18 protein-coding genes and 6 pseudogenes are annotated in these 20,418 nt (G+C 67.4%); 10 read left to right on the top strand and 14 right to left on the bottom strand.

Annotated features, from left to right (window positions below; all coding sequences use genetic code 11):
* Positions 1 to 493: 493 nt before the first annotated feature.
* On the bottom strand, positions 494 to 880 hold the full coding sequence (locus J2X68_RS05885) for a hypothetical protein (RefSeq protein ID WP_310431347.1): 387 nt from the start codon (positions 878 to 880) through the stop codon (positions 494 to 496).
* A 273-nt stretch (positions 881 to 1,153) separates the two neighbouring features.
* Between J2X68_RS05885 and J2X68_RS05880 the strand changes: the two are divergent.
* From J2X68_RS05880 to J2X68_RS05870, 3 genes and pseudogenes are all read left to right on the top strand, one after another.
* A pseudogene (locus J2X68_RS05880) lies at positions 1,154 to 1,334 on the top strand (IS5/IS1182 family transposase); the annotation flags it as partial.
* 271 nt (positions 1,335 to 1,605) lie between these two features.
* A complete protein-coding gene (locus J2X68_RS05875; RefSeq protein ID WP_310431346.1) occupies positions 1,606 to 2,670 on the top strand; it encodes an acyltransferase domain-containing protein in 1,065 nt (354 codons plus the stop codon).
* Between the two features lie 33 nt (positions 2,671 to 2,703).
* A complete protein-coding gene (locus J2X68_RS05870) occupies positions 2,704 to 3,225 on the top strand; it encodes a hypothetical protein (protein WP_310431374.1) in 522 nt (173 codons plus the stop codon).
* 10 nt (positions 3,226 to 3,235) lie between these two features.
* Here the strand turns inward: J2X68_RS05870 and J2X68_RS05865 are convergent, their stop codons facing one another.
* Both J2X68_RS05865 and J2X68_RS05860 read right to left on the bottom strand, forming a co-directional pair.
* The gene (locus tag J2X68_RS05865; protein WP_310431345.1) at positions 3,236 to 3,394 is read right to left on the bottom strand and encodes a hypothetical protein; all 159 of its coding nucleotides are present in this window, start codon (positions 3,392 to 3,394) and stop codon (positions 3,236 to 3,238) included.
* A 99-nt stretch (positions 3,395 to 3,493) separates the two neighbouring features.
* The gene (locus tag J2X68_RS05860) at positions 3,494 to 4,408 is read right to left on the bottom strand and encodes a Ku protein (RefSeq protein ID WP_310431344.1); all 915 of its coding nucleotides are present in this window, start codon (positions 4,406 to 4,408) and stop codon (positions 3,494 to 3,496) included.
* Between the two features lie 807 nt (positions 4,409 to 5,215).
* Between J2X68_RS05860 and J2X68_RS05855 the strand changes: the two genes are divergently transcribed.
* Together J2X68_RS05855 and J2X68_RS05850 are read left to right on the top strand one after the other, a co-directional pair.
* Entirely contained in the window at positions 5,216 to 5,989 is a 774-nt protein-coding gene (locus J2X68_RS05855) for a glycosyltransferase family 2 protein (protein WP_310431343.1), read from the top strand.
* 17 nt (positions 5,990 to 6,006) lie between these two features.
* Positions 6,007 to 6,486: pseudogene (locus J2X68_RS05850) on the top strand (IS5 family transposase); the annotation flags it as partial.
* Positions 6,487 to 6,551: 65 nt separating this feature from the next.
* Here the strand turns inward: J2X68_RS05850 and J2X68_RS05845 are convergent.
* Positions 6,552 to 7,082, bottom strand: coding sequence for a GNAT family N-acetyltransferase (locus tag J2X68_RS05845; protein WP_310431342.1), 531 nt, complete (start codon positions 7,080 to 7,082; stop codon positions 6,552 to 6,554).
* 67 nt (positions 7,083 to 7,149) lie between these two features.
* Here J2X68_RS05845 and J2X68_RS05840 point away from each other — a divergent pair, with 67 nt between their 5' ends.
* Positions 7,150 to 7,743 (top strand): TetR family transcriptional regulator, encoded by a 594-nt coding sequence (locus J2X68_RS05840; RefSeq protein WP_310431341.1) that lies wholly within the window; start codon positions 7,150 to 7,152, stop codon positions 7,741 to 7,743.
* A 778-nt stretch (positions 7,744 to 8,521) separates the two neighbouring features.
* On the opposite strand, the gene J2X68_RS05835 is transcribed toward J2X68_RS05840, so the two are convergent.
* The gene (locus tag J2X68_RS05835; protein WP_310431340.1) at positions 8,522 to 8,857 is read right to left on the bottom strand and encodes a helix-turn-helix transcriptional regulator; all 336 of its coding nucleotides are present in this window, start codon (positions 8,855 to 8,857) and stop codon (positions 8,522 to 8,524) included.
* Positions 8,854 to 9,141 carry a tyrosine-type recombinase/integrase gene (locus tag J2X68_RS05830; RefSeq protein ID WP_310431339.1) on the bottom strand — a complete coding sequence of 96 codons (288 nt, stop codon included), beginning with the start codon at positions 9,139 to 9,141 and terminating at the stop codon, positions 8,854 to 8,856. The genes J2X68_RS05835 and J2X68_RS05830 overlap by 4 nt, the downstream gene beginning before the upstream one ends.
* A 512-nt stretch (positions 9,142 to 9,653) precedes the next feature.
* Here J2X68_RS05830 and J2X68_RS05825 point away from each other — a divergent pair.
* A complete protein-coding gene (locus J2X68_RS05825) occupies positions 9,654 to 9,782 on the top strand; it encodes a hypothetical protein (RefSeq protein ID WP_310431338.1) in 129 nt (42 codons plus the stop codon).
* A 553-nt stretch (positions 9,783 to 10,335) separates the two neighbouring features.
* Here the strand turns inward: J2X68_RS05825 and J2X68_RS05820 are convergent.
* Both J2X68_RS05820 and J2X68_RS05815 read right to left on the bottom strand, forming a co-directional pair.
* Entirely contained in the window at positions 10,336 to 10,641 is a 306-nt protein-coding gene (locus J2X68_RS05820; RefSeq protein ID WP_310431337.1) for a hypothetical protein, read from the bottom strand.
* 99 nt (positions 10,642 to 10,740) lie between these two features.
* Positions 10,741 to 11,643: an RNA polymerase sigma-70 factor gene (locus J2X68_RS05815; RefSeq protein ID WP_310431336.1), complete on the bottom strand. Its 903-nt coding sequence runs from the start codon at positions 11,641 to 11,643 to the stop codon at positions 10,741 to 10,743.
* A 181-nt stretch (positions 11,644 to 11,824) separates the two neighbouring features.
* On the opposite strand from J2X68_RS05815, the gene J2X68_RS05810 reads away from it, so the two are divergent.
* A complete protein-coding gene (locus J2X68_RS05810; RefSeq protein WP_310431335.1) occupies positions 11,825 to 12,310 on the top strand; it encodes a carboxymuconolactone decarboxylase family protein in 486 nt (161 codons plus the stop codon).
* Between the two features lie 48 nt (positions 12,311 to 12,358).
* Here J2X68_RS05810 and J2X68_RS05805 read toward each other — a convergent pair.
* The 3 pseudogenes from J2X68_RS05805 to istA all read right to left on the bottom strand — a co-directional run.
* Positions 12,359 to 12,532, bottom strand: a pseudogene (locus J2X68_RS05805) (Tn3 family transposase); the annotation flags it as partial.
* Positions 12,533 to 12,710: 178 nt separating this feature from the next.
* Positions 12,711 to 13,521: pseudogene (gene istB / locus J2X68_RS05800) on the bottom strand (IS21-like element helper ATPase IstB).
* A gap of 12 nt (positions 13,522 to 13,533) precedes the next feature.
* Positions 13,534 to 15,165 (bottom strand): annotated as a pseudogene (gene istA / locus J2X68_RS05795) (IS21 family transposase); the annotation flags it as partial.
* Between the two features lie 225 nt (positions 15,166 to 15,390).
* Between istA and J2X68_RS05790 the strand changes: the two are divergent.
* Together J2X68_RS05790 and J2X68_RS05785 are read left to right on the top strand one after the other, a co-directional pair.
* Positions 15,391 to 15,922, top strand: a pseudogene (locus J2X68_RS05790) (transposase family protein).
* 243 nt (positions 15,923 to 16,165) lie between these two features.
* A complete protein-coding gene (locus tag J2X68_RS05785) occupies positions 16,166 to 18,346 on the top strand; it encodes a hypothetical protein (RefSeq protein WP_310431334.1) in 2,181 nt (726 codons plus the stop codon).
* 305 nt (positions 18,347 to 18,651) lie between these two features.
* Here the strand turns inward: J2X68_RS05785 and J2X68_RS05775 are convergent, their stop codons facing one another.
* From J2X68_RS05775 to J2X68_RS05765, 3 genes are all read right to left on the bottom strand, one after another.
* Positions 18,652 to 19,350, bottom strand: a complete 699-nt coding sequence (locus J2X68_RS05775; RefSeq protein WP_310431372.1) for a hypothetical protein — start codon at positions 19,348 to 19,350, stop codon at positions 18,652 to 18,654.
* Between the two features lie 44 nt (positions 19,351 to 19,394).
* Complete coding sequence (locus J2X68_RS05770) at positions 19,395 to 19,838, bottom strand: hypothetical protein (protein ID WP_310431333.1); 444 nt, start codon at positions 19,836 to 19,838, stop codon at positions 19,395 to 19,397.
* 194 nt (positions 19,839 to 20,032) lie between these two features.
* Positions 20,033 to 20,371, bottom strand: coding sequence for a thioredoxin domain-containing protein (locus J2X68_RS05765; protein WP_310431332.1), 339 nt, complete (start codon positions 20,369 to 20,371; stop codon positions 20,033 to 20,035).
* Between the last annotated feature and the right edge of the window lie 47 nt (positions 20,372 to 20,418).

Genomic DNA, 20,418 nt, shown 5'->3' with positions numbered 1-20,418 from the left:
ACACCGGACAGCCTCTAACAACCTAGCCCCACACAAAGGCCAGGACCTGGGGAATTACGTGACCGTCGCCCCGGGGAATTACGCCGTCGTCCACACAGGCTGAACACGGTGCCTCGTCCGACTCCGTCGTCCACGCCAGGTGCCGCCCTCTCCCGGCCCAGCACACGGCCACGGGTGACCTGGAATCGTCGACCTGGAACTCGTGACAGTCCGGTGCATCCGAGGACGCCCCCCCGGTGTCCACGACGAGGTTCGGCCGGAGGCGGCGAGCATCGAAGTCCCTGGCCTCTCGGCGGCCGGCGACTGCACCTCGGCATACGGACACCCGCCGCCTGGTCGGTGGCTGGTTCGACCTGGGCCTCGATGGCCGGGTCAGCGGGCGCCGACGAAACGTGCACGGTCATCGGCGCCCGATGTCTCAGATTTTCTCCATCACGACCAGGCATTCACCTTCGCCGCTGTCCAGGACAGCCAACGCCCGGCACCCGCAAGGTCATGCGTGTCCTTCCGGCTCTGCTTGACGGGCTACCTGATCCTCCGCCTCGTCAGGTGCGAGCGGCTCCGCCAGGCGGCCCTCCGACTCCCGCTGCCTTGCGGCCACCGCCCTCGCCAGCATCTTCGCCCGGTGGGGATTCGACGTATCGAGGGCCTTCGCCACCTCCACAGCCTCGTCCAGCAGGGCCAACCGTCGCTCCGGCAGCTCCCGTACCAGGGGCGACGTGCTCGCCTCCACCAAAACGTACGCCAGCTTCGACCCGTACGCCTCCGGCTCGACCCGTGCCAGAACGCGGTAGATCCACAGCCCCTCTGCACCGCGTACCACCCGCCGGTTGGCACTGAGCAGCCTGACCCTCGCCAGCACAACCAGGTCCTGATCCATCGATCCCCCTTCGTCCCGCCACCCCCGGCCGGTGCATGTCGCACGCGAGACAGCACGGCGAACGCGCCGACAACCGAGAGAGGCTGCCGGCACGTTGGCCGGAGAGTGGATGACGACGAGTCTGGCGCGCGATCCCAGCTGCGACAAGGCCGGACGGACGTGCGCTGGGTCCTACCGAAACCGCCTCCGAACAGCGATGATGGACCTGACACTCACTCAAGCGCGTCCGCGAGCAGCACACCCCGGCCTCGCTGCGACCCGCCCCTCACCCCGATACCGAAGCGGTGAGCGGTCGAGCGGACCTACAGCTGGCTGATGCTCCACCGCCGCCTGGCCCGCGGCTACGAGGCCCTCCCCGCCCGCTCCGAAGCCGTGATCCACCTGGCCATGACCGACTTGATGGCCCGCCGCCTCACCGGCGAAGGCCTCCATCTGCTGGGACGACCCGTCATAGCCGGATCGCATCCGCATCACGGGATGAAGCAACGGGAGAATGCGACCTCTGGGCGGAATCCGGTCACACCAACGCCGGTGGCTGCGGATCCGCGGGTGACGCCACGTCGGCTCGTCCAGCTGCGCCGGCGTCCCGGTGGACTTTGTGCGGGGGGGTCGCAGCACGACGAGAGGACCTGCAGGTCAAGTGCGCGGGCTCCAGCGAACAACCGCGTAGGGCACCGGCGGCCGCAGCACGAAGGCCACTTGCGGGACTCGGAGTCTTGTGGGCTATGCTTATCGTCGTGATGACGATAAGCGAGAGCGCAAACGCGGCCGAGGTCCGGGCGACGCTGGGCCTGGGCGAGGAACACCGCGAATGGACGGAGGCGCTGGAGCGCACCCTCGTCGGGTCTGCTGGGGCAGGGATCCCCACAGGAAAGCACCTGACCTCCCTGCTCACGCAGTTGAAGGTACCGGCTGAGGACCAGGCGGAGATGGCCGAGGCGGCGCAGAAGGTCACCGAACCCGGCACGCCCTGGCGCTGGCTCCTGGAGCGCACCGTAGCGACCCTGCGCGCCACGACAGGCCTCGACACCCCCATGCCGTCGCGTCCCGCCCTTACCGAGCACGGCCCGACCGGCCGATGGCTCACGCTGCTGGCCTGCCTCGCCGTCGTACCGGACGTCCGCGCCCTGCACGCGACGATGAAGGTGTCGGACGAGGTCTCATGGGCGAGCCTGGGGATCCTCGGAGAAAAGGTGGCCGTACGGCGCAGGACACTGCAAGGAGTCGGGGCGGGAGCTGTGGTCGAGCCCCCATTCCCCTTCGACGACTACGTCCTGCCCGTGTTCCAGGGCCGCCGCTACCGCCTCGGCGGCTTCGACTGCCGGGCCTCGAACGACTACATCGACCTACGACTGCCCTACGGCACAGAGCCGTTCGGAATCCGTGCGGACATGGCCTGGGCGAACGAGATTCACCGCTTCTTCTGTCGGCTCCCCCGCCGGTACGCGAACGGAGTGAGGTTCGGCTACACGGGTATCCCCTGCTATCTCGGCAGCTGGATCAACGACCCCGCCGTAGCGGACTTCTTCCCCGAGGATCACGAAATCCGGCGCTTCACCAGCGCATACCATTACTTCCACGACAGGGGCCCCGGCCCGGCAGACAAGACGGGCCTCACCCCCGGCGACCGAGACGCCCTGGAGCACGCCTTCGGGCAGTCGCCGGCGGACCGCCCCACAGCGCTCCGTCTGACGCCCACCACTTACGTACAGCAAGCGGTCCTGGAACACCTGCAAGCCGGCAACCACTGGTCTTTGAACTACAACGGGCAAGCCATCTGGGACTACTAGGGCGGGTGTCGGAAGTGCTCTGGGTTGGCTGACGTGACTGGGCAGGGGCGGAGTTATCGATATGTCGGACCGGTCGAACTGAGGGCTGCGGTCCGGCCTGGTGACGGCGGGCGTTGCATCGGCTCGGCGGCCGACTTCGGTGGCTGGATCGTGGAGCAATCGGTGGCGGAGCCGGCTGAACCGTTCACCTTCGTCGTCGACGCGGACGGTGTGCTCCGGCTGGCGCCGCGGCGAAGCGAGCACGTGGCCTGTGCCGGCGGAGACATCGTTCTGGGTGCCGGCGAGATCAGCTTCATGCGCGAGGCAGACTGGTGGGCTGTGAGCGAGGTCAGCAACCAGTCCACCGGGTACTGCCCGGACGTCAGCTCCTGGGCGGAGGTCGCCCGTGCTCTGGACGCTGCGGAACTCCGGCGGCCCTCCGGCTTCACTCACGAGGTCGTATTCCGGCGGCGCACCGACTGCCAGGAGCACAACATCGTGCGCGAGGAAGACTTCGTCTGCGTCTTCTGCGGCAGCGATCTGCCCGCGGTATGGAACGTGGATCCCAGCGCGTGACGGCCAAAGGTCACAGCCACTCGCTGACGGCAGCGACGAGAACGGCCGCCTCGTAGCGGACCGCGAGCTTGTCCGGGCGCGTGGCGACGTTCTCGCGGGACGTGTACGCCTTGTCGGCCCGCACACGATGTGGGCTTCGCGTGGCCAGCCCGGCCGCGATGCGGGGCACGCGCACCCTCTCCAGCACGCGTTCGAACTGCGGCGAATCGCCACGCTCCCCTGCTTCCGCCCACTGTTCTGCCTCCCCCGTCCGCCACTGACGGGTGACTCAGGCGCTCCGGGGCCGCCGTGCGCTCGTCTTCTTCGCAGCGCTCTTCTTGGCCGGTTGCTTCTTCGCCGTGGCCTTCTTCGCGGCCGCCCTCTTCTTCGTCTTCGGCAGTTCGTGGATGTCGGCGTTCTCTCCGCGGGAGGCCTTCGCCTTGGAGACGGACTCCTCGAGCGCGGCCATGAGGTCGAGGACCCGGCCCGGCTTCTCCGGCTCGGGCATCTCGGGAAGCGGCTTCTCCTCCCGTTTGGCTTCGATGATCTTCTCCATGGCCTCCGTGTAGCTGTCCTTGAAGTCGTCGCCTTCGAGGTCGTCGCGGGACATCGTCTCCATCAGCGCCAGCGCGCCATCGATCTCGTCCTCGGAGACGTCGACGGGCTCCGGGAGGAGTTCGGCAGGGTCGCGGATCTCGTCGGGCCAGTGCATCGCGTGCAGGACGATGGCGTCGTCGCGGACCCGGAGCATGCCGAGCCGCTCACGCCCGGACCACGCATACTTCGCGATGGCCACCTTCGACGACCGCGCCAGCGCCTCGCGGAGCAGCTTGTAGGGCTTCGCCGCTACCTGCCCGTCCGGAGACAGGTAGTAGCCCTCACCGATCCGGATCGGGTCGATGTCGTCCGCGGCGATGAAGGCGTCGATCTCGATCGCCTTCGCCGTCGGAAGCGGCAGGTCGCGCAGATCCTCGTCGCTGATGGCGACGACCTGGTCCTTGGCGTACTCGTAGCCCTTGCCGATCTCCGCGTTCGACACCTCGCGGTCCTCGAGCTCGCAGACCTTCCGGGTGCGGACCCGGCCCATGTCCTCCAGGTGGTACTGGTGGAAGCGGATCGAATGGCTCTCGGTGGCGGACTGAACATGGATCGGCACGGTGACCAGGCCGAACGAGATGGCGCCGGACCAGATGGTTCGGGGCATGGCAGACCTCCGCGACAGACCCCGAGCAGTTCGAGCGTACGAGGGGTGCGCGCGGTTCGCACCAGCTGAACCCGGGCAGCCGTACGCCTCCCGGTGGGGAGCCGGGAGGCGCGGCGGGCCCCGCCGCCCACGGGACGGCAGGGCCCATCAAGGGGATCCACCCGGGGGTGAAGCGGGATCCCACCGGCACACCATGCACCACAATCAAGCCAGCGGGATAGACCGCGGCCGGAAGTAGACCATGTCAGTTCCACCAGCCCAGATGCCCCTACGACGATCACCAGCAGAACCTCGGACCCACCTGGACCGACACCGACGTCATGCCCCGCGGCTCCACCGTCGCGCCTGACGAGCCCAGCGCCCAGCGCCCTGCAGCAGAAGGCGGCGACTGAGGGCCTCTGGCCTGCGAGAACCGCTCCGGTCCTGGGCCTCGCCACCGCGGCCACCGCGAGCTCGCGTTCGTCGCAGCGCAGGCCGGCATTCTCGGCCTGCGCAGCGGCAAAGCGATCGGCGGCCTTCAAGGTGGCGGAAGGCATCGGCGGACGCTGGTCCGTGCCAGGCTCGTGCACCCCCGAGGCTTGCGGTCCTGACGACGGCGCGAGGCGCAGACCACCGGACGGCCGGGTTCGCGGGGCCGCGCGAGCGAGCGGCTGGACGCGGTGCGGGTTCACGTCGCAGCCGACGACGCACGTGCGGCGCATGCGGTCGGCGAGAGCCCTGCACAGCCCTGACACCTCCGCATGCGGACCCCACTCGCTCGCGGTGCTTCAATGGACCGTCGTTCCTGGTCTGGCAAGGAGAAGCACTGTGCCTCTGGTGTCTGTCGTGATGCCCGTGTACAACTCGGTGACCACCCTCGGCGCAGCCGTCCGGTCGGTGCTCACACAGACCCACGGCGACCTGGAGCTGCTGGTCACCGACGACCAGTCCTCCGATGGCTCCATGGACCTGCTCCGCGAGCTCGCCGAGCAGGACGAGCGCGTCCTGCCGAGGTCGGCACCTGAGCGGGGCGGCGCGGGCCGGGCCCGCAACCTCGCGATCGAGCGGGCCCGCGGGGACTACGTCGCCTTTCTCGACAGCGACGACATGTGGCTTCCGGAGAAGACCGAGAAGCAGCTCGCCTTCGCCGCCGAAGGCGACGCGCCTTTGACGTTCACGTCGTACTACAAGATGGACGCCGACTACGACGGCGAGAGCACCGACTGGGTCCCCAACGGGCGAGTGATCCGCGCGCGGGAGCACGTGGACTACCGCGCGATGCTGATCCAAGACCACATCGGTGCTCTCACCGCCATGTACGACCGCAAGGTCCTGGGCACGAGGCTGATGCCGGAGATGCGCAAGCGCCAGGACTACGCCCTCTGGCTGTCGATCATGCGGGACGGCGCCGACGCCCGGGGGCTTGCTGAGCCGCTTGCGGTGTACCGGGCCCACCAGGCGGGATCGCTGTCCTCCAACAAGCTGTCGCTCGTGCAATACAACTGGGCCCTGTACCGCGAGCACGAACAGCTGTCGCTCCCCCGGGCGACGCGGGCACTGGTCGGCGCCGTCCGGCAGTCACTGCGCAACTCGCGCATCTAGGGCGGAGCCCGAAAAGGGGGCCTTGGGCGGGCGAGGCCATCGGCCGGTCCCGCGGTGGGCTGACCACGAAGATCCACCTCGCCCGCGACGGGCAGGGACGGCCCCTGGCCTTCACCCTCACCGCGGGCAACGTCAACGACTGCACCCAGTTCGAGGCGGTGATGGCCCGCATCCGCATCAAGCGGTGCGGGCCAGGACGCCCCCCAGCCCTGGTCGTCGCGGATAAGGGCCACTCATCCACGAAGATCCGCGCCTACCTGCGCAGCCGGGGCATCAAAGCTGCCATCCCCGAGCGGATCGACCAGATCAACGGCCGCATCCGGCGCGGCGAGAGCAGATGCCGACTCGACCGCGCGGCCCACCGGCGCCGCAACGTCGTCGAACGGTGCTTCAACCGGCTCAAACACAGCAAAGCCCTGGCCACCCGCTACGACAAACGCGCCCGCCGCTACCAGGCATTGGTCACCCTGGCCTGCCTCCGGCTCTGGCTGCCCTGACTTTGCGGACACGACCTAGGGGACTCCGGTACCGGTGGGGCCCAGCGCGGACTTCGCTGTGTCGGTCAGCTGTCGCTGTCCGTCGCGCCGGTGCGCAGGTCGAGGGTCCAGTTCTGGCCGACAAGCTCCTGGCCGTAGCTGTGGTGGCGCTCCTCGTCGGCGAGGGTGAAGCCGAAGCTCCGGTAGATCTTGCGCGCCGCCGTGAGCACGTCGTTGGTCCACAGCGTTACCTGCTCATAGCCCGCTTTACGGGCGAAGGCGAGGCACTTCTCCACCAGGTGCGTCCCGAGGCGAAGGCCTCTGCCCTCCGGGGTGACGAGCAGAATCCGCAGCTTGGCCACTTCCGGCCGGTCGCCCGCGACGAGGAAGATGCAGCCCACGCGTCGGCCATTGACCTCGGCGATCCAGCCCGCCTCTCGTGCCGGATCGTGCTTGGTTCCGTAGTCGGCGACGATATTGGCGACCAGGACCTCGAAGTCGGTGTTCCAGCCGAACTGCTGGTCGTATGCCTCGCCGTGGGCCATCACCACCCACCCAAGGTCGCCGGGACGGTCAGCACGGCGTATGACGACTTGCTTCTGATCTTGCTGATACATGCGCTGCTCTCCTGGCCCCGCGATCGAACCACACCACTGAAACAGTTGTTTCAGTTAGGCTAGCTGCATGCCTCAGGAAGCGCCAACCCCCTCCGCCCGGCAGGCCGAGCTGCTGGAAGCGGCCTACCAGTACGCCCTCGCCCACGGCCTGGCCGACCTGTCCCTGCGCCCGCTGGCCGAGGCCATCGGCTCCAGCCCACGGGTCCTGCTCTTCCTCTTTGAGAGCAAGGACGGCCTGCTGCGGGCGCTGCTGGCGCGCGCCCGCGCCGACGAGCTGGCACTCCTGGACCGGGCCTGGCAGCCCGAAAGCCCGGCCGGACTCGCGCCCGCCGTCGAACGGCTCTGGACGTGGCTCGCCGCGACGGAGCATCGGCCGCTGCTGCGGCTATGGGCCGAGGCGTACACCCGCTCCCTCGTCCAGCCCGACGGGGCTTGGGCGGGGTTCGCCCGTGCGACGGTAGAGGACTGGCTCGACGTCCTGGCCGGCTTCCAGCCGCCGGCCGAGCGCGACAGCGAGGACGGTGCCACCCGCCGGACCCTGGCCCTGGCCGTCCTGCGGGGCGCCCTGCTCGACCTCCTCGCCACCGACGACGACGCGCGGCTCACCGGGGCCGTCGAGTACCAGCTCGCCCTGCTGCGCGCCGGCAACACAGGCGGCTGACGCCTGACTCGTTCGACGCCGGGCTCGTCCTCCTCCGGCTCCGACACGTCCGCGGCGCGGCCTCGACAGGATGTCGGCCAAGCAGATCGACACGGACACCGGCAAACTGGCTTCGTATGTGTTCATTGACTCCGTTTGTAGGTGAGTTCTGGCTCCACTTGGCAGCCGGAGGGTCTCGTTTGGTAGGTGAGAAGTGACTCCACCTTGGGCGGCGCCGGCGAACGCCTGCCTCGGTACTGGTGGGCTCGCGTATTTAACTGTCGCCGGTTCTTGGGGGAAGCCAGGGTGATGCTGACTGTATGTAGCTAAAGCACTGCGAGGCGTTTCCCGGCTGGCCGCGGCGCATCTCCAGCCAGGCCAGCCCGCTCCTGGGCTTGTCCATCGCCACCAGCAGGTCGAACAGCGGAACCAGTGCAGGGTGGATGTGTCCGGTGCCGTCGTCCAGGAGCGCGGTGAGGCGGTCGGTGAGCGTGCAGCGTTCACACAGTCGCCCGCCCAGGAGCTTGCCCTCAACGCCGCAGCGCGAGCAGTCGAAGGTCTGGGAGAAGCCGGCGCAGGTGGTGCAGATCGCGGCCCCGTCACCGGGGCGAAGCCCGGGAAGGGCACGCTCCTGGCCGCATCCCGGGCAGGTCCCCCGTGTTCGGACGGCGCGGTCCGAGCAGGTCCGGCAGACGTATCCGTCCGGCCAGCTGCCGGCCTTGTGCCTGCGGCGGTTCGCAGCGGCAGCACTCGGCCATGTACCAGCGTTCGTACTGTTCGTCGGTGGCGTAGGTGCGGGTCATGCGTCGGGCAGGATGCGGGCGGCGCGGGGCCGCAGCTTCGCGACGTTCGCGGGCGGGGCCGGCAGGTCTCCGGTGGCGGTCTTGCGGACGCCGGCGTTCTCGGCGGTGGTGGCCACCAGGTCGGCCGGGGTGCAGGACAGGATGTCGCAGAACGCGGCCATGACCTGCAACGACAGGCGTTCCGGGGTGCCGGAGACCAGGCGGTGCACCTGGGAGGCGGACAAGTCGATACCCCGTTCACGCAGCAGCGGCACCAGTTCGGTGGCCGTGAAGATCTGATGCTGGGCCATGACCTCGCGCAGCCGCCACACGTATCCGACGTTGCGTTTCATGCTTGCCTCCCGGTCGGGGGCTGGAGGGCCGCGGCGAGGGTGGAGTCCAGGTGCCGCCGCAGGGTGCGGGTGCGGAAGTCCGAGGACACGCAGGTGTAAAGAGAGGTGGTGCTGGCGTGCTCGTGGCCGACTTGTTCCTGGACGAAGCGCGGGTCCCAGCCGTCCTCGATCAGGTGGGTGACGTAGGACCTGCGGAAGGAGTGGAAGTCGAGCCCGTCGTCCAGGCCCAGGGCCTTGCGGTAGGCGATGAAGCGGGAGTTGAGCCGCTGGCAGCCGATCCGCAAGCCCCGCTCGGAGGGCCAGGCCGCCGGGTTGTCGTCGGTACCGAACAGCGGGCGGACCTCGGTGAACCACTCGTCCAGAACGTCCGGGGTCCAGCCCCCACACGGTCAGCACCCCGCGGCGCTTGGGCGGCGAGCCCTTCTTGGCCTTGCCGAACCGGACCTGGCACCGGCCATACTCGCCGAACTCGCCGCCGTATGGGTTGCGGCCGAAGTCGGCGGCGTCCAGCATCCTCGTCTCGTTGCGCCGCAGCCCGAAGGCGTACGCGGTCTTGAACAAGGTGGCGTCGCGGAAAGCGGGCAGCCACCCCTTGCGGCCGAAGGCCCGGATGCGAGCGACCTCGTCGTCGCAGTGCGCGAAGAAGCCGTGCAGCTCAGACTTGGTGAAGGCGCGCTTCTTCGCGTCCGCCTCGTTGTCCTGGACGTGCACCGCGGTGTTCCACTCGTGCACGACCTGGACGGGGTGGGTGCCGAACCGCTCCTGGCAGGTCGCCGTCCACTCGTAGAGAGGGTCAGTGACGAAGTGGCAGAACGCCCGCACCGCCTCGGAGTACGAGCGGATCGTCGAACGCTTCAACTCTCGCAAAGAGCGCAGGTCACCGAGCCACTCGTCGACCATCGCCGGCGTCCAGAACCACGGATAGGTGTTCACGTAGGCCGCGAACGCCTTCACCGTGTTCTCCCGGCCCTCCACGGTCGTGCGAGCCAGATTCCGGGCCAGCTGCTGGTTGGCGAACCCCGTCAGCATCGCCTTGAAGACGTGTTCTTCCGGCCGCAGCAACGCGACCCCGTCGACCCACTGAACCCCACCATTCCGCCACCCTCCGTCACTCGCATTCGGTGCGAGAAAACCGCATCCGATGCGAGTCGGCCGCCGATCCGCAGGCCAGCCAGCCATACGAGTGACACGGCTGGCGTTCACGTGCCGCCACCCGCTAACGTCGCATGCCGTTTCAGGGCCTCAACCGCCCTGGTCACGCAGGGGAATCCGGGCATCCGCCGACGCCGCATCGCAGACCGTCGCAAGTTCGCATCCGATGCAATTGGCGGCGCTTGGAACAGCGGTACAGCGGATATCGGTGAGAACGATCATGGTTCGGTCGGCGTGAGGGTGCTGACGCGGTTCTCGTAGGGGTAGCGAGGTAAGGCCAAATGCCGCCAGTACTTGATCTTGGTGGGTCCGGGTCCGAGCCGAGTTCACCGCGCGGCCTCCGGGGGACGGGTCGGCACGGCGGCTGCTAGATCGCTGACGTCGAGGCAGCCCGTCGTGTCAGGGGAAGCTTCCCCAGAGACCTCGCAGGCGTAGCGGACTGCCACCCGGTGCCAGTCGTAGATGCCGCGCAGGTAGGCGCAGATCACGTCGACGTACCGGATGGTCGCTTCCTGCGCCAGGTGGGGAAGGCGCATGCGGCGGGCCCACAGCAGGTTGCGCTCCCGGGCCGCGGAACGCTCCGGGCTCGTCCAGGACGGAATTCGGATGTCGAAGTCGATGTCCTGTGGCACGCCTTCCCCCTCGCTGCTGCCCCCGGAGACGGGCCGTCAGCTCGGGCGCCGGCCTCCACGGCGTGGTCAATGCCCCCGACGCACGCCATGCGAACCCCGTCAGCGGCCCATCGCCGTCTCGCGGTTCATGCGTGACAGCTTCTCGGGATTGCGGACGGCGTAAAGGCCGGTGATGAGGCCGGCGTCCAGACGGAGGGCCACGATCGTGTCGATCCGGCCGTCGCGGCGGATGATCAGGGCCGGGTGGCCGTTGACCAGGGTCGGTTGCAAAAGGGCGCCGCTGAGCCTGGCCAGGACCTCGGTCACGTCGGCCACGCCCACCACCGGTTCCACGGCGGCCCGGACGACTCCGCCGCCATCCGTCAGGAGGACAACGTCCGGGGCGATCATGTTGAGGAGTCCGGTCAAGTCGCCTGTTTCCACCGCCTGTTGGAAGGCGGCGAGCGCGTCGCGGGTCTGGGACGGGGAGACCGTCCCGCGAGGGCGGCGCGCGGCGACGTGGGCGCGGGCGCGGTGCGCGATCTGGCGGACGGCGGGCGGGGTCTTGTCGACGGCCTGCGCGATCTCGTCGTAGTCCAGGTCGAAGACGTCCCGCAGCACGAACACGGCACGCTCGGTCGGCGCGAGGGTCTCCAGTACGAGGAGCATCGCCATGGAGACGCTGTCCGCGAGCTCGACGTCCTCGGCCACGTCGGGCGCGATGAGCAGCGGCTCGGGCAGCCACGGGCCGACGTAGGACTCCTTGCGGCGGCGGAGTGTGCGAAGGCGGGTCAGGGACTGGCGGGTGGTGATGCGGACCAGGAAGGCGCGCGGGTCGCGGACTGTGGTGTGGTCGACGCCCGACCAGCGCAGCCAGGTCTCCTGGAGGATGTCCTCGGCGTCGGCCGCCGAGCCCAGCATCTCGTAGGCCACCGTGAACAGCAGATTGCGGTGGGCGATGAAGCTATCCGTGGCCGTGGTCGTGGCCGCCCCCGCATCGGTACCGGCATCCCTGTCCACCATCGTCAGCTCCCGACTTCCGTCTCGCCACCTGTGGCGCGTGTCGTACACGGGACGCTGCTGACCCCGGTTCTGTGACAGCCGCACCCCGTGGCACACGTCACATCCGCCCCGTGTCACAGGAGCGCGGCGACCGGCGCCTCATGGGCATCAGCCACACGATTCCAGGAGTGAGGAAGCCCCGATGGAAACCCGTATGAACCTGTTCGACACCGAGCTCGGCACGAAGGTCGGCAAGCGGATCTACGCCGTCAGTCAGGTCATCCAGGAGTCGCCGCTGCCCAAATCCACCCAGGAGTTGGTGCAGCTGCGAGCCAGCCAGATCAACGGCTGCGGCTTCTGCGTCGACATCCACAGCAAGGACGCCGCCGCCGCCGGCGAGGACGCGGCCCGGCTCAGCCTCGTCGCCACCTGGCGGCACTCCACCGTGTTCACCGGCGCCGAGCGGGCCGCGCTGGCCCTCACCGAGGAGGGGACCCGCATCATCGACGGATATGCAGGGGTCACTGACGAGACCTGGGCCCAGGTGCGCAAGCACTACGACGAGGAGCAGGCCATCGCTCTCGTCTCCCTCGTCGCCATGATCAACGCGACCAACCGGCTCGGCGTGATCCTCAACAACCAGGGTGGATCCTACGTGCCCGGCAACCTGACCACCGTCGCCGGTTGACGCACCGAGACCGGCCCCGATCGAAGGATCGGGGCCGGTCCCTGTCGTGCGGGCAGCGATCAGCGTGGCGTTCGCCGCGGCGATGGTGTCGGCGCGTAGGTAGTACTGGTCGACGTGCACGAGCCGGGCCCGGGTCAGCGTCTCGTAGCCGGGGTTCACCACCGGGGCCAGGCCGATGTTGCACGCCTCCGAGACGAGCAGCGCGACCACCGAGGTGGACAGGGCCAGCCCTGGAGCAGGCCCGGAGGCGTTTCACCGAACCCCAGCGGCGAAGTGGATCACTGTGCTAGACGGCCATGATCGTTCTCACCGATATCCGCTGTACCGATGTTCCCCGAGGCCGAACGCGGCGGCCCCGTGACTGTTGGGGTCGCGGGGCCGTAGAGGGTGCGGTCGGGAGTCAGCTGGCAGCCTGCTGTGCTGCGGCCTGTTGTTCGGCGCGGGCGCGGGTGGCGGCCAGCCGGTAGGAGTCGGTGCCGGTCTCGATGATGTTGCCGCCGAACGTCAATCGGTCCACTATGGCCGCGCAGAGCCTTGGATCCGTAAAGGTTTTGGTCCAGCCTCCAAAGGATTCGTTGGAGGCGATCGCCACAGAATTCTTTTCCTCACGCTCCGTCAAAACCTGGAACAGCAGCTCCGCCCCACGGCGGTCAAGCTCCATATAGCCGAGTTCGTCGATGCAGAGAAGATCGACGCGGCCGTAGCGGGCGATGGTCTTGGCCAGCAGCTTCTCGTCGGCCGCCTCCACGAGCTCGTTGACGAGCTTGGTGGCCAGCACGTACTTCACCCGGTACTCGTGCATCGCCGCCTCGGTGCCCAGCGCGATGAGCAGATGGGACTTGCCGGTTTCCGCTGTCGCCGATCAGACACAGCGGCAAGCCCTTCCTGACCCGGTCGCACTTGGCGAGGGTGTGGATGACAGCCGGGTCGATGACAGGGTTGGCGTCGAAGTCGAACTGCCGGATCGACTTTTCGCGCGGAAAGCCAGCCGCTTTGATCCGGCGTTCCGAGCGGCGCCGTGCCCGGTCGTCGCATTCGGACAGCAGCAGTTCGGCCAGGAACCCGCGGTAGGTCATCTGGTCACGGCCGGCGGCTTCGGCCAGCTCGGGGTACTGGGAACGGATGGTGGGCAGCCGGAGCATCCGGCACGCCTGGTCCACGGCGGTGTCGGCGGCCTGTTCGGTCAGTCCGCGGTTGCGCTTGGCGGTCACGGTGCCTCTTCCTGGTATGCCGGGCCGTCGGCGGGACGCCCGGCGGAATCGCAGCAGCTGGTCGTAGACGGCCACCGACGGCAGCGGCCTGGGATCGGGCGGCAGCGCGGCCAGGCGCCGCTCGGTCAGCGAGGTCACCGTCGCCCCGCCGTCCACCCGACGCGGCGGGATGTCCTGGTCGGCGCCCTGGTCGGCCTCGCCCCACTTGCGGGCCTCCAGGGCGACCGCGTCGGCGGTCAGCGCGCCGGCCCGCAGCGCGGTCGCGATCCCGGCCACGACATGCTCGTGGACCATGTGCCGGTGCAGCAGCAGGACGGAGATGAGCGCCCGGGTGCCCTCCGCGTCGCCGTGGGCTTTGCAAGCCGCCTGCCACCAGGCGTCGTGGACCGGGGTGAACTTGCCCGCCGACCTGGCCTGGTCCAGCGCAGTCGCCCCGGGCAGCGCACCCGGTTTGCGGACCAGCGCCTCCAGGTAGTGGTCCAGCACCAGCCGGGAGCCGCCCTTGGCGATCAGCCGCTCGTGGCGGGCGACTTCCCTGTGCGCGTCGTAGACCACCAGCTCGGAGGCGTGCAGCACGACCCGCACCATCCGGCCGATCAGCCGCACCGGCACCGAGTAGTGGTTGGTGCGCACGCTGACCTCGCTGTAGCGGTCCACCCGCAGCGAGGACACCAGCCCGGTCTCGAACTCCTCCTCCGGCAACAGGACCAACAGCGGGCGCTCGACGGCGAACATCTCACCGATGGTCAGCGCCCGCTGCATGATCCGGCGTGCGTCGTCCTCCTCATCCCAGCGCTCCACCATCGCGTTCAGCTCCGCCAGCGTGGTGACTTTCGGAACAGGGACCAGATGGTTTCTGCGGAACCAGCCGATCTGCCCCTCGACGCCGCCCTTCTCATGGGCGCCCTCAATGCCGGGATTGCAGTAGAAACTGTTGATCGAGAAATGCGAGCGGAACGCCGTCCAGCGGTCACTTTCCACCCGGCCCCGGGTGCGGCCCAGCACCTGGCTGACCGCGGCGCGCAGACTGTCGTAGCGGACCTTGCCGCGCGGCACGCCGCCCAGCACCTCCAGTGCGTGGACGTGGCCTTCCAGGAACGCTTCCTGCCCGCACGAAGCGAAGATCTTGTGCACGGCTTTCCCGCTGAACGAAAGGCGCAGCGAAAACAGGAACACCTTGGTCGGAACGCCGTTCAGGTGGATCCAGACGTCTCCGAAGTCGACCTCCGCCTCATCGCCGGGGCGGTGGGTCTGCGGCACGAACGCCTGCGGCGGCCCCCGGCCCTCCTCGACGCGGATCTCCGGGCGCCGCTGGAAGAGGTAGGCCCGGACCATCGAGTAGGTCACGCCCCGCGCGTCGCGCTCGTCGATCAGCCGGTCGAAGACCCGCTTGACGGTGTGCCGCTGCTTGCGCGGCGCGTCCAGGTCATCCCGCAGGATCTGGTCGATCGTCGCCTTGAACGCATCCAGGCGCGAGACCCGGGCCGGAACCTGCTTGCGCGGCGCCGGCCACACCGACTCCAACGCCATCGCGACCGTCCGCCGGCCCACCCCGTACTTGGCCGACAAAGCCCTGCTGGACAGCCCTTCGACCCGAGCGTCATGGCGTATCGCCGCGTACAACTCGACCTTCGAAAAGGGCACTTGAGCCACCCAGCGCTAGCCGATGCACCCCGATACTCCCACCACAAGCCCCCCCCGTGGAGTCAAAACTCACCGACATCGACTCTCTACCGACGGCACTGGAGTCACAACCCACCAACACCTGGCCTCAACTCTCACCTACAAAGCCAGGCAAACGGTCTGCGGAGTTACGGGACACCCCGCGAAGGGTGTTGCACAAGGCTGCGCGCTGGGCATTTCCCTTGTATGGCTGGGGTGTTGCGTGCTGAACAGGTGTGGATGGAGACGTTCACGGGGCTGCGGTTGACGCAGTTTTCGCGCTTGCTCAGGACAGCGCGTGAGCGGGGTGGCAACGGCACGATGCAGGGCCGGCCGTGGAGCCTGCCGCCGGCCGAGCGGGTGTTGCTGGTCGCGGTGTATTAGCGGACGAACCTGACGGCACCACCGCGGACGCGCACGCCTGGCGAGCCTCCGGGCTGAGCGAACACTGCCAGGGCGTGACCGTCCTGGGCGACGGCGCCCACCTCAACTGCGGGATGGCCGTGCCGCACCGCAAACGCCCGCGTCGGCCCCTGCTGTCAGGCGAGGAAGCCGACAACGCCGCCCACCGCAAGGTGCGTGCCCGGGTGGAGCATGTGATCGGCAGAGGAAGAACTACAAGATCCTCCGCGACTGCCGACAGCACGGTGACGGCCTCCACCACGCCGTTCAAGCTGTCGCACACATACACAACCTGGCCCCCGCATCAAGACCAGAAGACTGTGGTCGCAGGCCCTGACCTGCCCCAACGCGACCTTGTGCAACACCCCTTCATTAGAGCGCCATACCGAGTGGCGTCGTGCTGGGCCAGCGCCCCATCCCATACGATCCGTTGTCTCACATGAACACTGCACGCACACGATTCCTCGGCCTCACCGGGGAACCGAATGGGGGAATTATGGCACTACAGAACAGAACGCCCATAAGGTTTGGTGGACGGGGAACAGCAGCGCTGTTCGGCCTTCTCATACTCCTCGCGTCCATGGTGGTGTCGACGGGCGCGGCGCAGGCAGCCCCGGCCTTGCCCGGCGGCAAGCAGAATTGGGTCGTCTCTGTCGGGGGACTGGACCTCTCGCACGACAACTGGGTCCGGCTCGGATACTACGAGTTTTCAACGGACGGCACGGCCAAGTCCAGCTTCTGGTACTGGGATCAGAAGTCCCAGCCAATGCGCGAGAACGCAATGAGCACGAACTGCGGTGGCGAAGTTCCGGGTTGCTCACTCAGAACGGTCGAGGGCTTCAGAGGCACCCCGGACGGCACATACACGGGCACCTTCGCATATACGGCCGATAACCGCCTCTCAGTAACATGGACTGGTGGCACAGTTTATGGGCAGGAGCTCGATAAGCGGCTCACTGAGTACTGGAACGTCGAGAGCGGACTGGCGTCCGGTGGCGTGGCCCGGATCACCAGCCCGACGTATTACGGTCAAACCACCGCCGTCACAATGCCCGGCAACGACAACCCATTTTCCGATTACAGTGCCACTTTCGGTATCGGATACGGCAGTAACTTCGGGCTCGACGCAGACAGTCGGGTCAGCATGGACGAACTTCTCAGCAACCCGCAGTACAATTCGCAGGTATACAAAGGCGCTTACGTCCGGACCAATCAGGGGACAGTCGGCCGTGAAGGATCGGGCGGCGACTGGACCTTCAGCCGCGTCAACGGCAACAACAACAGTCCTTGGCGTAAGTGCCAGTCCGGTCCATGCATGGGATTCCTTCAGGAAGGTGCCGGCACATGCCGGAAAGCATGGGACGGCAATACTGCCCCGGCAACCCGTGTGCGCTACATCGGCGAGGTGAGCGGCGGACGGCGAAACACTGAGGAGTATTGGTGTCAAGGACTGGCGGGGAAGCCTGCGGAGGGCAAGTGCTATGAGTACAACTCGCACCCCCGGCCGATGCTCCAGGTGATCGACGACTCCGGGCGGTTTCAGGGCTGGGTTGGTGTTGAGGCGTTCACCCATGTCTCCACTGACGGCAATCCGCCCAACGGACAGGCGGACTCCGACTGGAAGGCGGGTTACTTCGGAGTATTCGATATGGTGTCGGTTTCCTCACTGAATCCAACGCTAGTCAAGCCGGTTGCGCCGCCAAAGACAACGGCATTTCAGGTTTCTCACGGCGCCAGCGTCGCCTCCGGCACCTTGACCTGGCTCAACCGGTCGGTCAGTTTCGAGCTGAACAATAAGGTCGTCAGCGGCTGTCGCAAGGTACTTTTGAAAGCCACTGGAGCAGACGGCTCATCGCAAGACTTTTCGTCGAGCCCGCTATGCACCGCCACAACCCGCCCATTCGATGATATTTTCGACTTCTCCGGGGTTGCAGGAGGAGTCACCAAGGTTGAGCTGACCTATGTGGCATCCGATGACGGCGTAAGCCCCTACGTCCCCAAGGATGCCGACCTCTGCACCCGGAGCGGCTGCGTCAACGTTCCCATTGCGGTGGACGCCGACCGGGACGTGACCGATTTCAAGGTGACCTACGGCGCGAGCGTGGCAGCCGGAGAACTGACATGGGCCAACAGGTCTGTGTCCTTCGAATTGAACAACTACGTCTCTAGCGGCTGCCGCAAGGTGTTTCTGACTGCTACCGGCGCAGACGGTTCCACACAGCAGCGATCTAGCAGCCCGCTGTGCATCAACACCACTCGACCCTTTTCCGGAATGTTCAGCTTCTCCGCCGTCGAGGGCGGCGCAGCCAAGGTGGAGCTCACTCACTGGATTTCCGAAGACGGAGGGCTGACCTACGCGACAAAGGAGACTGCAACTTGCTCTCGTAGCGGGTGCACTACGAGCTTCACCCGGAACCCCGAAACGGGCTTTCGGGTGGCTACTGGTGCCAGTGTGGCCGCTGGCAGCCTGACCTGGCTCAACCGATCGGTCAACCTTGACCTTGTCAACCATGCGGCCAGCGGCTGTCGCTTCGTCGAACTCGTCGCCTACGCCGGGACCAGCCGGGTTACCGAACGCACGTCGAGCAAGCTGTGCATCAACACTGACCCGGGTAACAACCGAGCCTTTGTCAGCACGCTGCCCGTTGACGTACCCGGAGGCGCCACCCGCGTCGACATCACCTACTACGCGGCTGCCGACCAGGCCTCTTCCTACACCGCGGTCGACTCCACCGTCTGCACCAGAAACGGTTGCATCTAGAAGGTCGACGAACACATGGGGTAGGGGCTGTCCGGTCCTCAAGTCGGACAGCCCCCTGTCTTTGCACTGATGCCTTGACCCAAGCGCTGTTGCTGTACCAGGCGCTGTTTCTCGGATCATGTGCGGAGCCAGATGATGAGTACTGCGATGGTGACGGTGCCGAGGTGGGTGTAGGCATGTTGTTCGTAGCGTGTGGCGACCGCGCGGAAGCCTTTGAGACGGGGTCCCGCCATTTCCACTCCGCCACGTAGATCTTCTCATCCTTGCGTCCTCCGGTCGCGAAATGACCTCCCTGCAGAGGGCGTTCAGGTCGGCTGCCGGTCCGGCTGCGGGTAGCCGACCTCGGAGATGTCCTGTGCCAGGCCGGCCAAGCTGACCTCAGGGTTCAGCAACGACACGAGCTCGGGGCTCAGCGGCCGCAAGGCATACACGTGACGCACGGCCTCCAGGTCCACGGGGACCTCGTAGTAGTCCTCGGCGAAACGCTGGAAGGCTTCCGGCGAACGGTCCACCAGGAGCTCGAACAGGCCCGACCCCCCGTCAGGATCGACAGCGCGATCGGGGAAATCGATCGTCCCGTGATGCCACCGATCATCCGTCACCCCCCGCCACAAGCAGGCGGTCACGACACTGACGCCGTCCTCGTCGGTGAACGCCGGCTCCTCGACGAACGGCTTGAAGGGCGCGGGTACCTCGTCGATCACTCCCGGCCAGGGCTCGCCGTCGTTGCCGTACGGGCTCATCGGTGATTCATGGTCGAAGCCACGGATACAAGCCCCGGCAGCCGAGAAGACGATGGAGTATTCGTTACCCGACCCGTCGCTCATCGAGGCCATCTCTTCGCCGTCGGCCCAATGGGCGTTCATGGAGTAGTACCGGGCTTCCCCGTCCGGACTGAGGATCGCATCGAGCATCGCCAGTAAACGGCACAGGTCCCGCAGGTCGGCGATGGAAGGGAGTCGGCGAGCTACGTCATAGACAGTCACGTGCCCATCCAAGCCGATACCGGTGACAGGCAGGCCGCCGCCCGTTCCTTCGACGAGCGGAGTCACCAGTACCGGGGCGTCGTGTCGCGCCACTCCGGCCGGCTGTCGCCGCTGTGGAGCCAGATCTCGCCGTCGTCGCCGACCCAGCCCTCGTAGGTGAGGTGTCCGTGGAACGCATGGTCCGGGCCGATCGACGCGGCCACGTCCCGCAGTCGGCTGTCGACCTCAGCACGCGCGACACCCTGGGCGTCCACCCGGAGATACTTGACGGCCCGCGGACGGCCCAGGTCGTCGGTACCCGCGTCGTCGTCCGGGACGAACTCCCACCACGTCCGGGCAGCCGCCGCGGGCTCCGGCTCGGTCGCCCTTTGCCGCACCGTGTCGCGACCGTCCTGGAACGCATCCTGGACGGTCAGGTCCCACAACCGTGCCACCGGGACCGGAGGACGCAGCTCGATCGTCCCCCAGACGCTGTACTCAGAGCTTCTTCCCTCTGCGTTCTGCACGGTCACCCCTCCAAAGAATCGTTCCGCTTTTATCGTCATGGAGACGCTAAAGGAATGGTGGCATCGCCTGCCCGTGCGCGTCCACAGCCCGTCCAGGCTTCAGGCCGAAGGGCTCGCGCGGTCACGTCCTCGCTCAGCCTCGGGTGGCGCACCGGATTCCGAGGCCTGCATCGGCCATGAGCCGCAGGGGCCGCTCAGAGGTGGCCGTCAAGGGAGTTCCGCACCTCGGCGGTGTTCATGGGTCCGGTGCCGTGCGCCACCGGATCCCCCTCCTTCAGCAGGACGTAGGACGGGGCTCCGGTGATCCCGTATCGCTCGGTCGCGGCCGGACAACGCGTGATGTCGGTGCGGACGACCGTCAGACAGCCCGCGTAGTCGTCGGCGATGCCCCCCACGACGAGGTCCATCACCCGGCAGGGCTCGATCGCCTTGGGCCATGTACCGGTGAAGTAGGCGAGGACCGGAACTCCGCTCATCCTGAGGATGAAATCGAACTCCGCGTCCTCACGGGGTCGGTGAACCCGCTTCGCCATGGAAACTCCTGACCCCACGTTCCGTCATCTACGTCCCCATCATCCCT

This window comes from Streptomyces sp. 3330, from assembly GCF_031456635.1.
Classification (GTDB): domain Bacteria; phylum Actinomycetota; class Actinomycetes; order Streptomycetales; family Streptomycetaceae; genus Streptomyces.
The sequence above is the reverse complement of the archived record's forward strand: the minus strand, read 5'-3'. Positions and strand labels throughout refer to the sequence as shown.

What these genes read in the sequence shown, in the direction of transcription:
- J2X68_RS05885 (WP_310431347.1), bottom strand. Translation starts at nt 880, where the DNA reads ATGGATCAGGACCTGGTTGTGCTGGCGAGGGTCAGGCTGCTCAGTGCC.
- J2X68_RS05875 (WP_310431346.1), top strand. Translation starts at nt 1,606, where the DNA reads ATGCTTATCGTCGTGATGACGATAAGCGAGAGCGCAAACGCGGCCGAG.
- J2X68_RS05860 (WP_310431344.1), bottom strand. Translation starts at nt 4,408, where the DNA reads ATGCCCCGAACCATCTGGTCCGGCGCCATCTCGTTCGGCCTGGTCACC.
- J2X68_RS05845 (WP_310431342.1), bottom strand. Translation starts at nt 7,082, where the DNA reads ATGTATCAGCAAGATCAGAAGCAAGTCGTCATACGCCGTGCTGACCGT.
- J2X68_RS05840 (WP_310431341.1), top strand. Translation starts at nt 7,150, where the DNA reads ATGCCTCAGGAAGCGCCAACCCCCTCCGCCCGGCAGGCCGAGCTGCTG.
- J2X68_RS05835 (WP_310431340.1), bottom strand. Translation starts at nt 8,857, where the DNA reads ATGAAACGCAACGTCGGATACGTGTGGCGGCTGCGCGAGGTCATGGCC.
- J2X68_RS05815 (WP_310431336.1), bottom strand. Translation starts at nt 11,643, where the DNA reads ATGGTGGACAGGGATGCCGGTACCGATGCGGGGGCGGCCACGACCACG.
- J2X68_RS05810 (WP_310431335.1), top strand. Translation starts at nt 11,825, where the DNA reads ATGGAAACCCGTATGAACCTGTTCGACACCGAGCTCGGCACGAAGGTC.
- J2X68_RS05785 (WP_310431334.1), top strand. Translation starts at nt 16,166, where the DNA reads ATGGTGGTGTCGACGGGCGCGGCGCAGGCAGCCCCGGCCTTGCCCGGC.
- J2X68_RS05765 (WP_310431332.1), bottom strand. Translation starts at nt 20,371, where the DNA reads ATGGCGAAGCGGGTTCACCGACCCCGTGAGGACGCGGAGTTCGATTTC.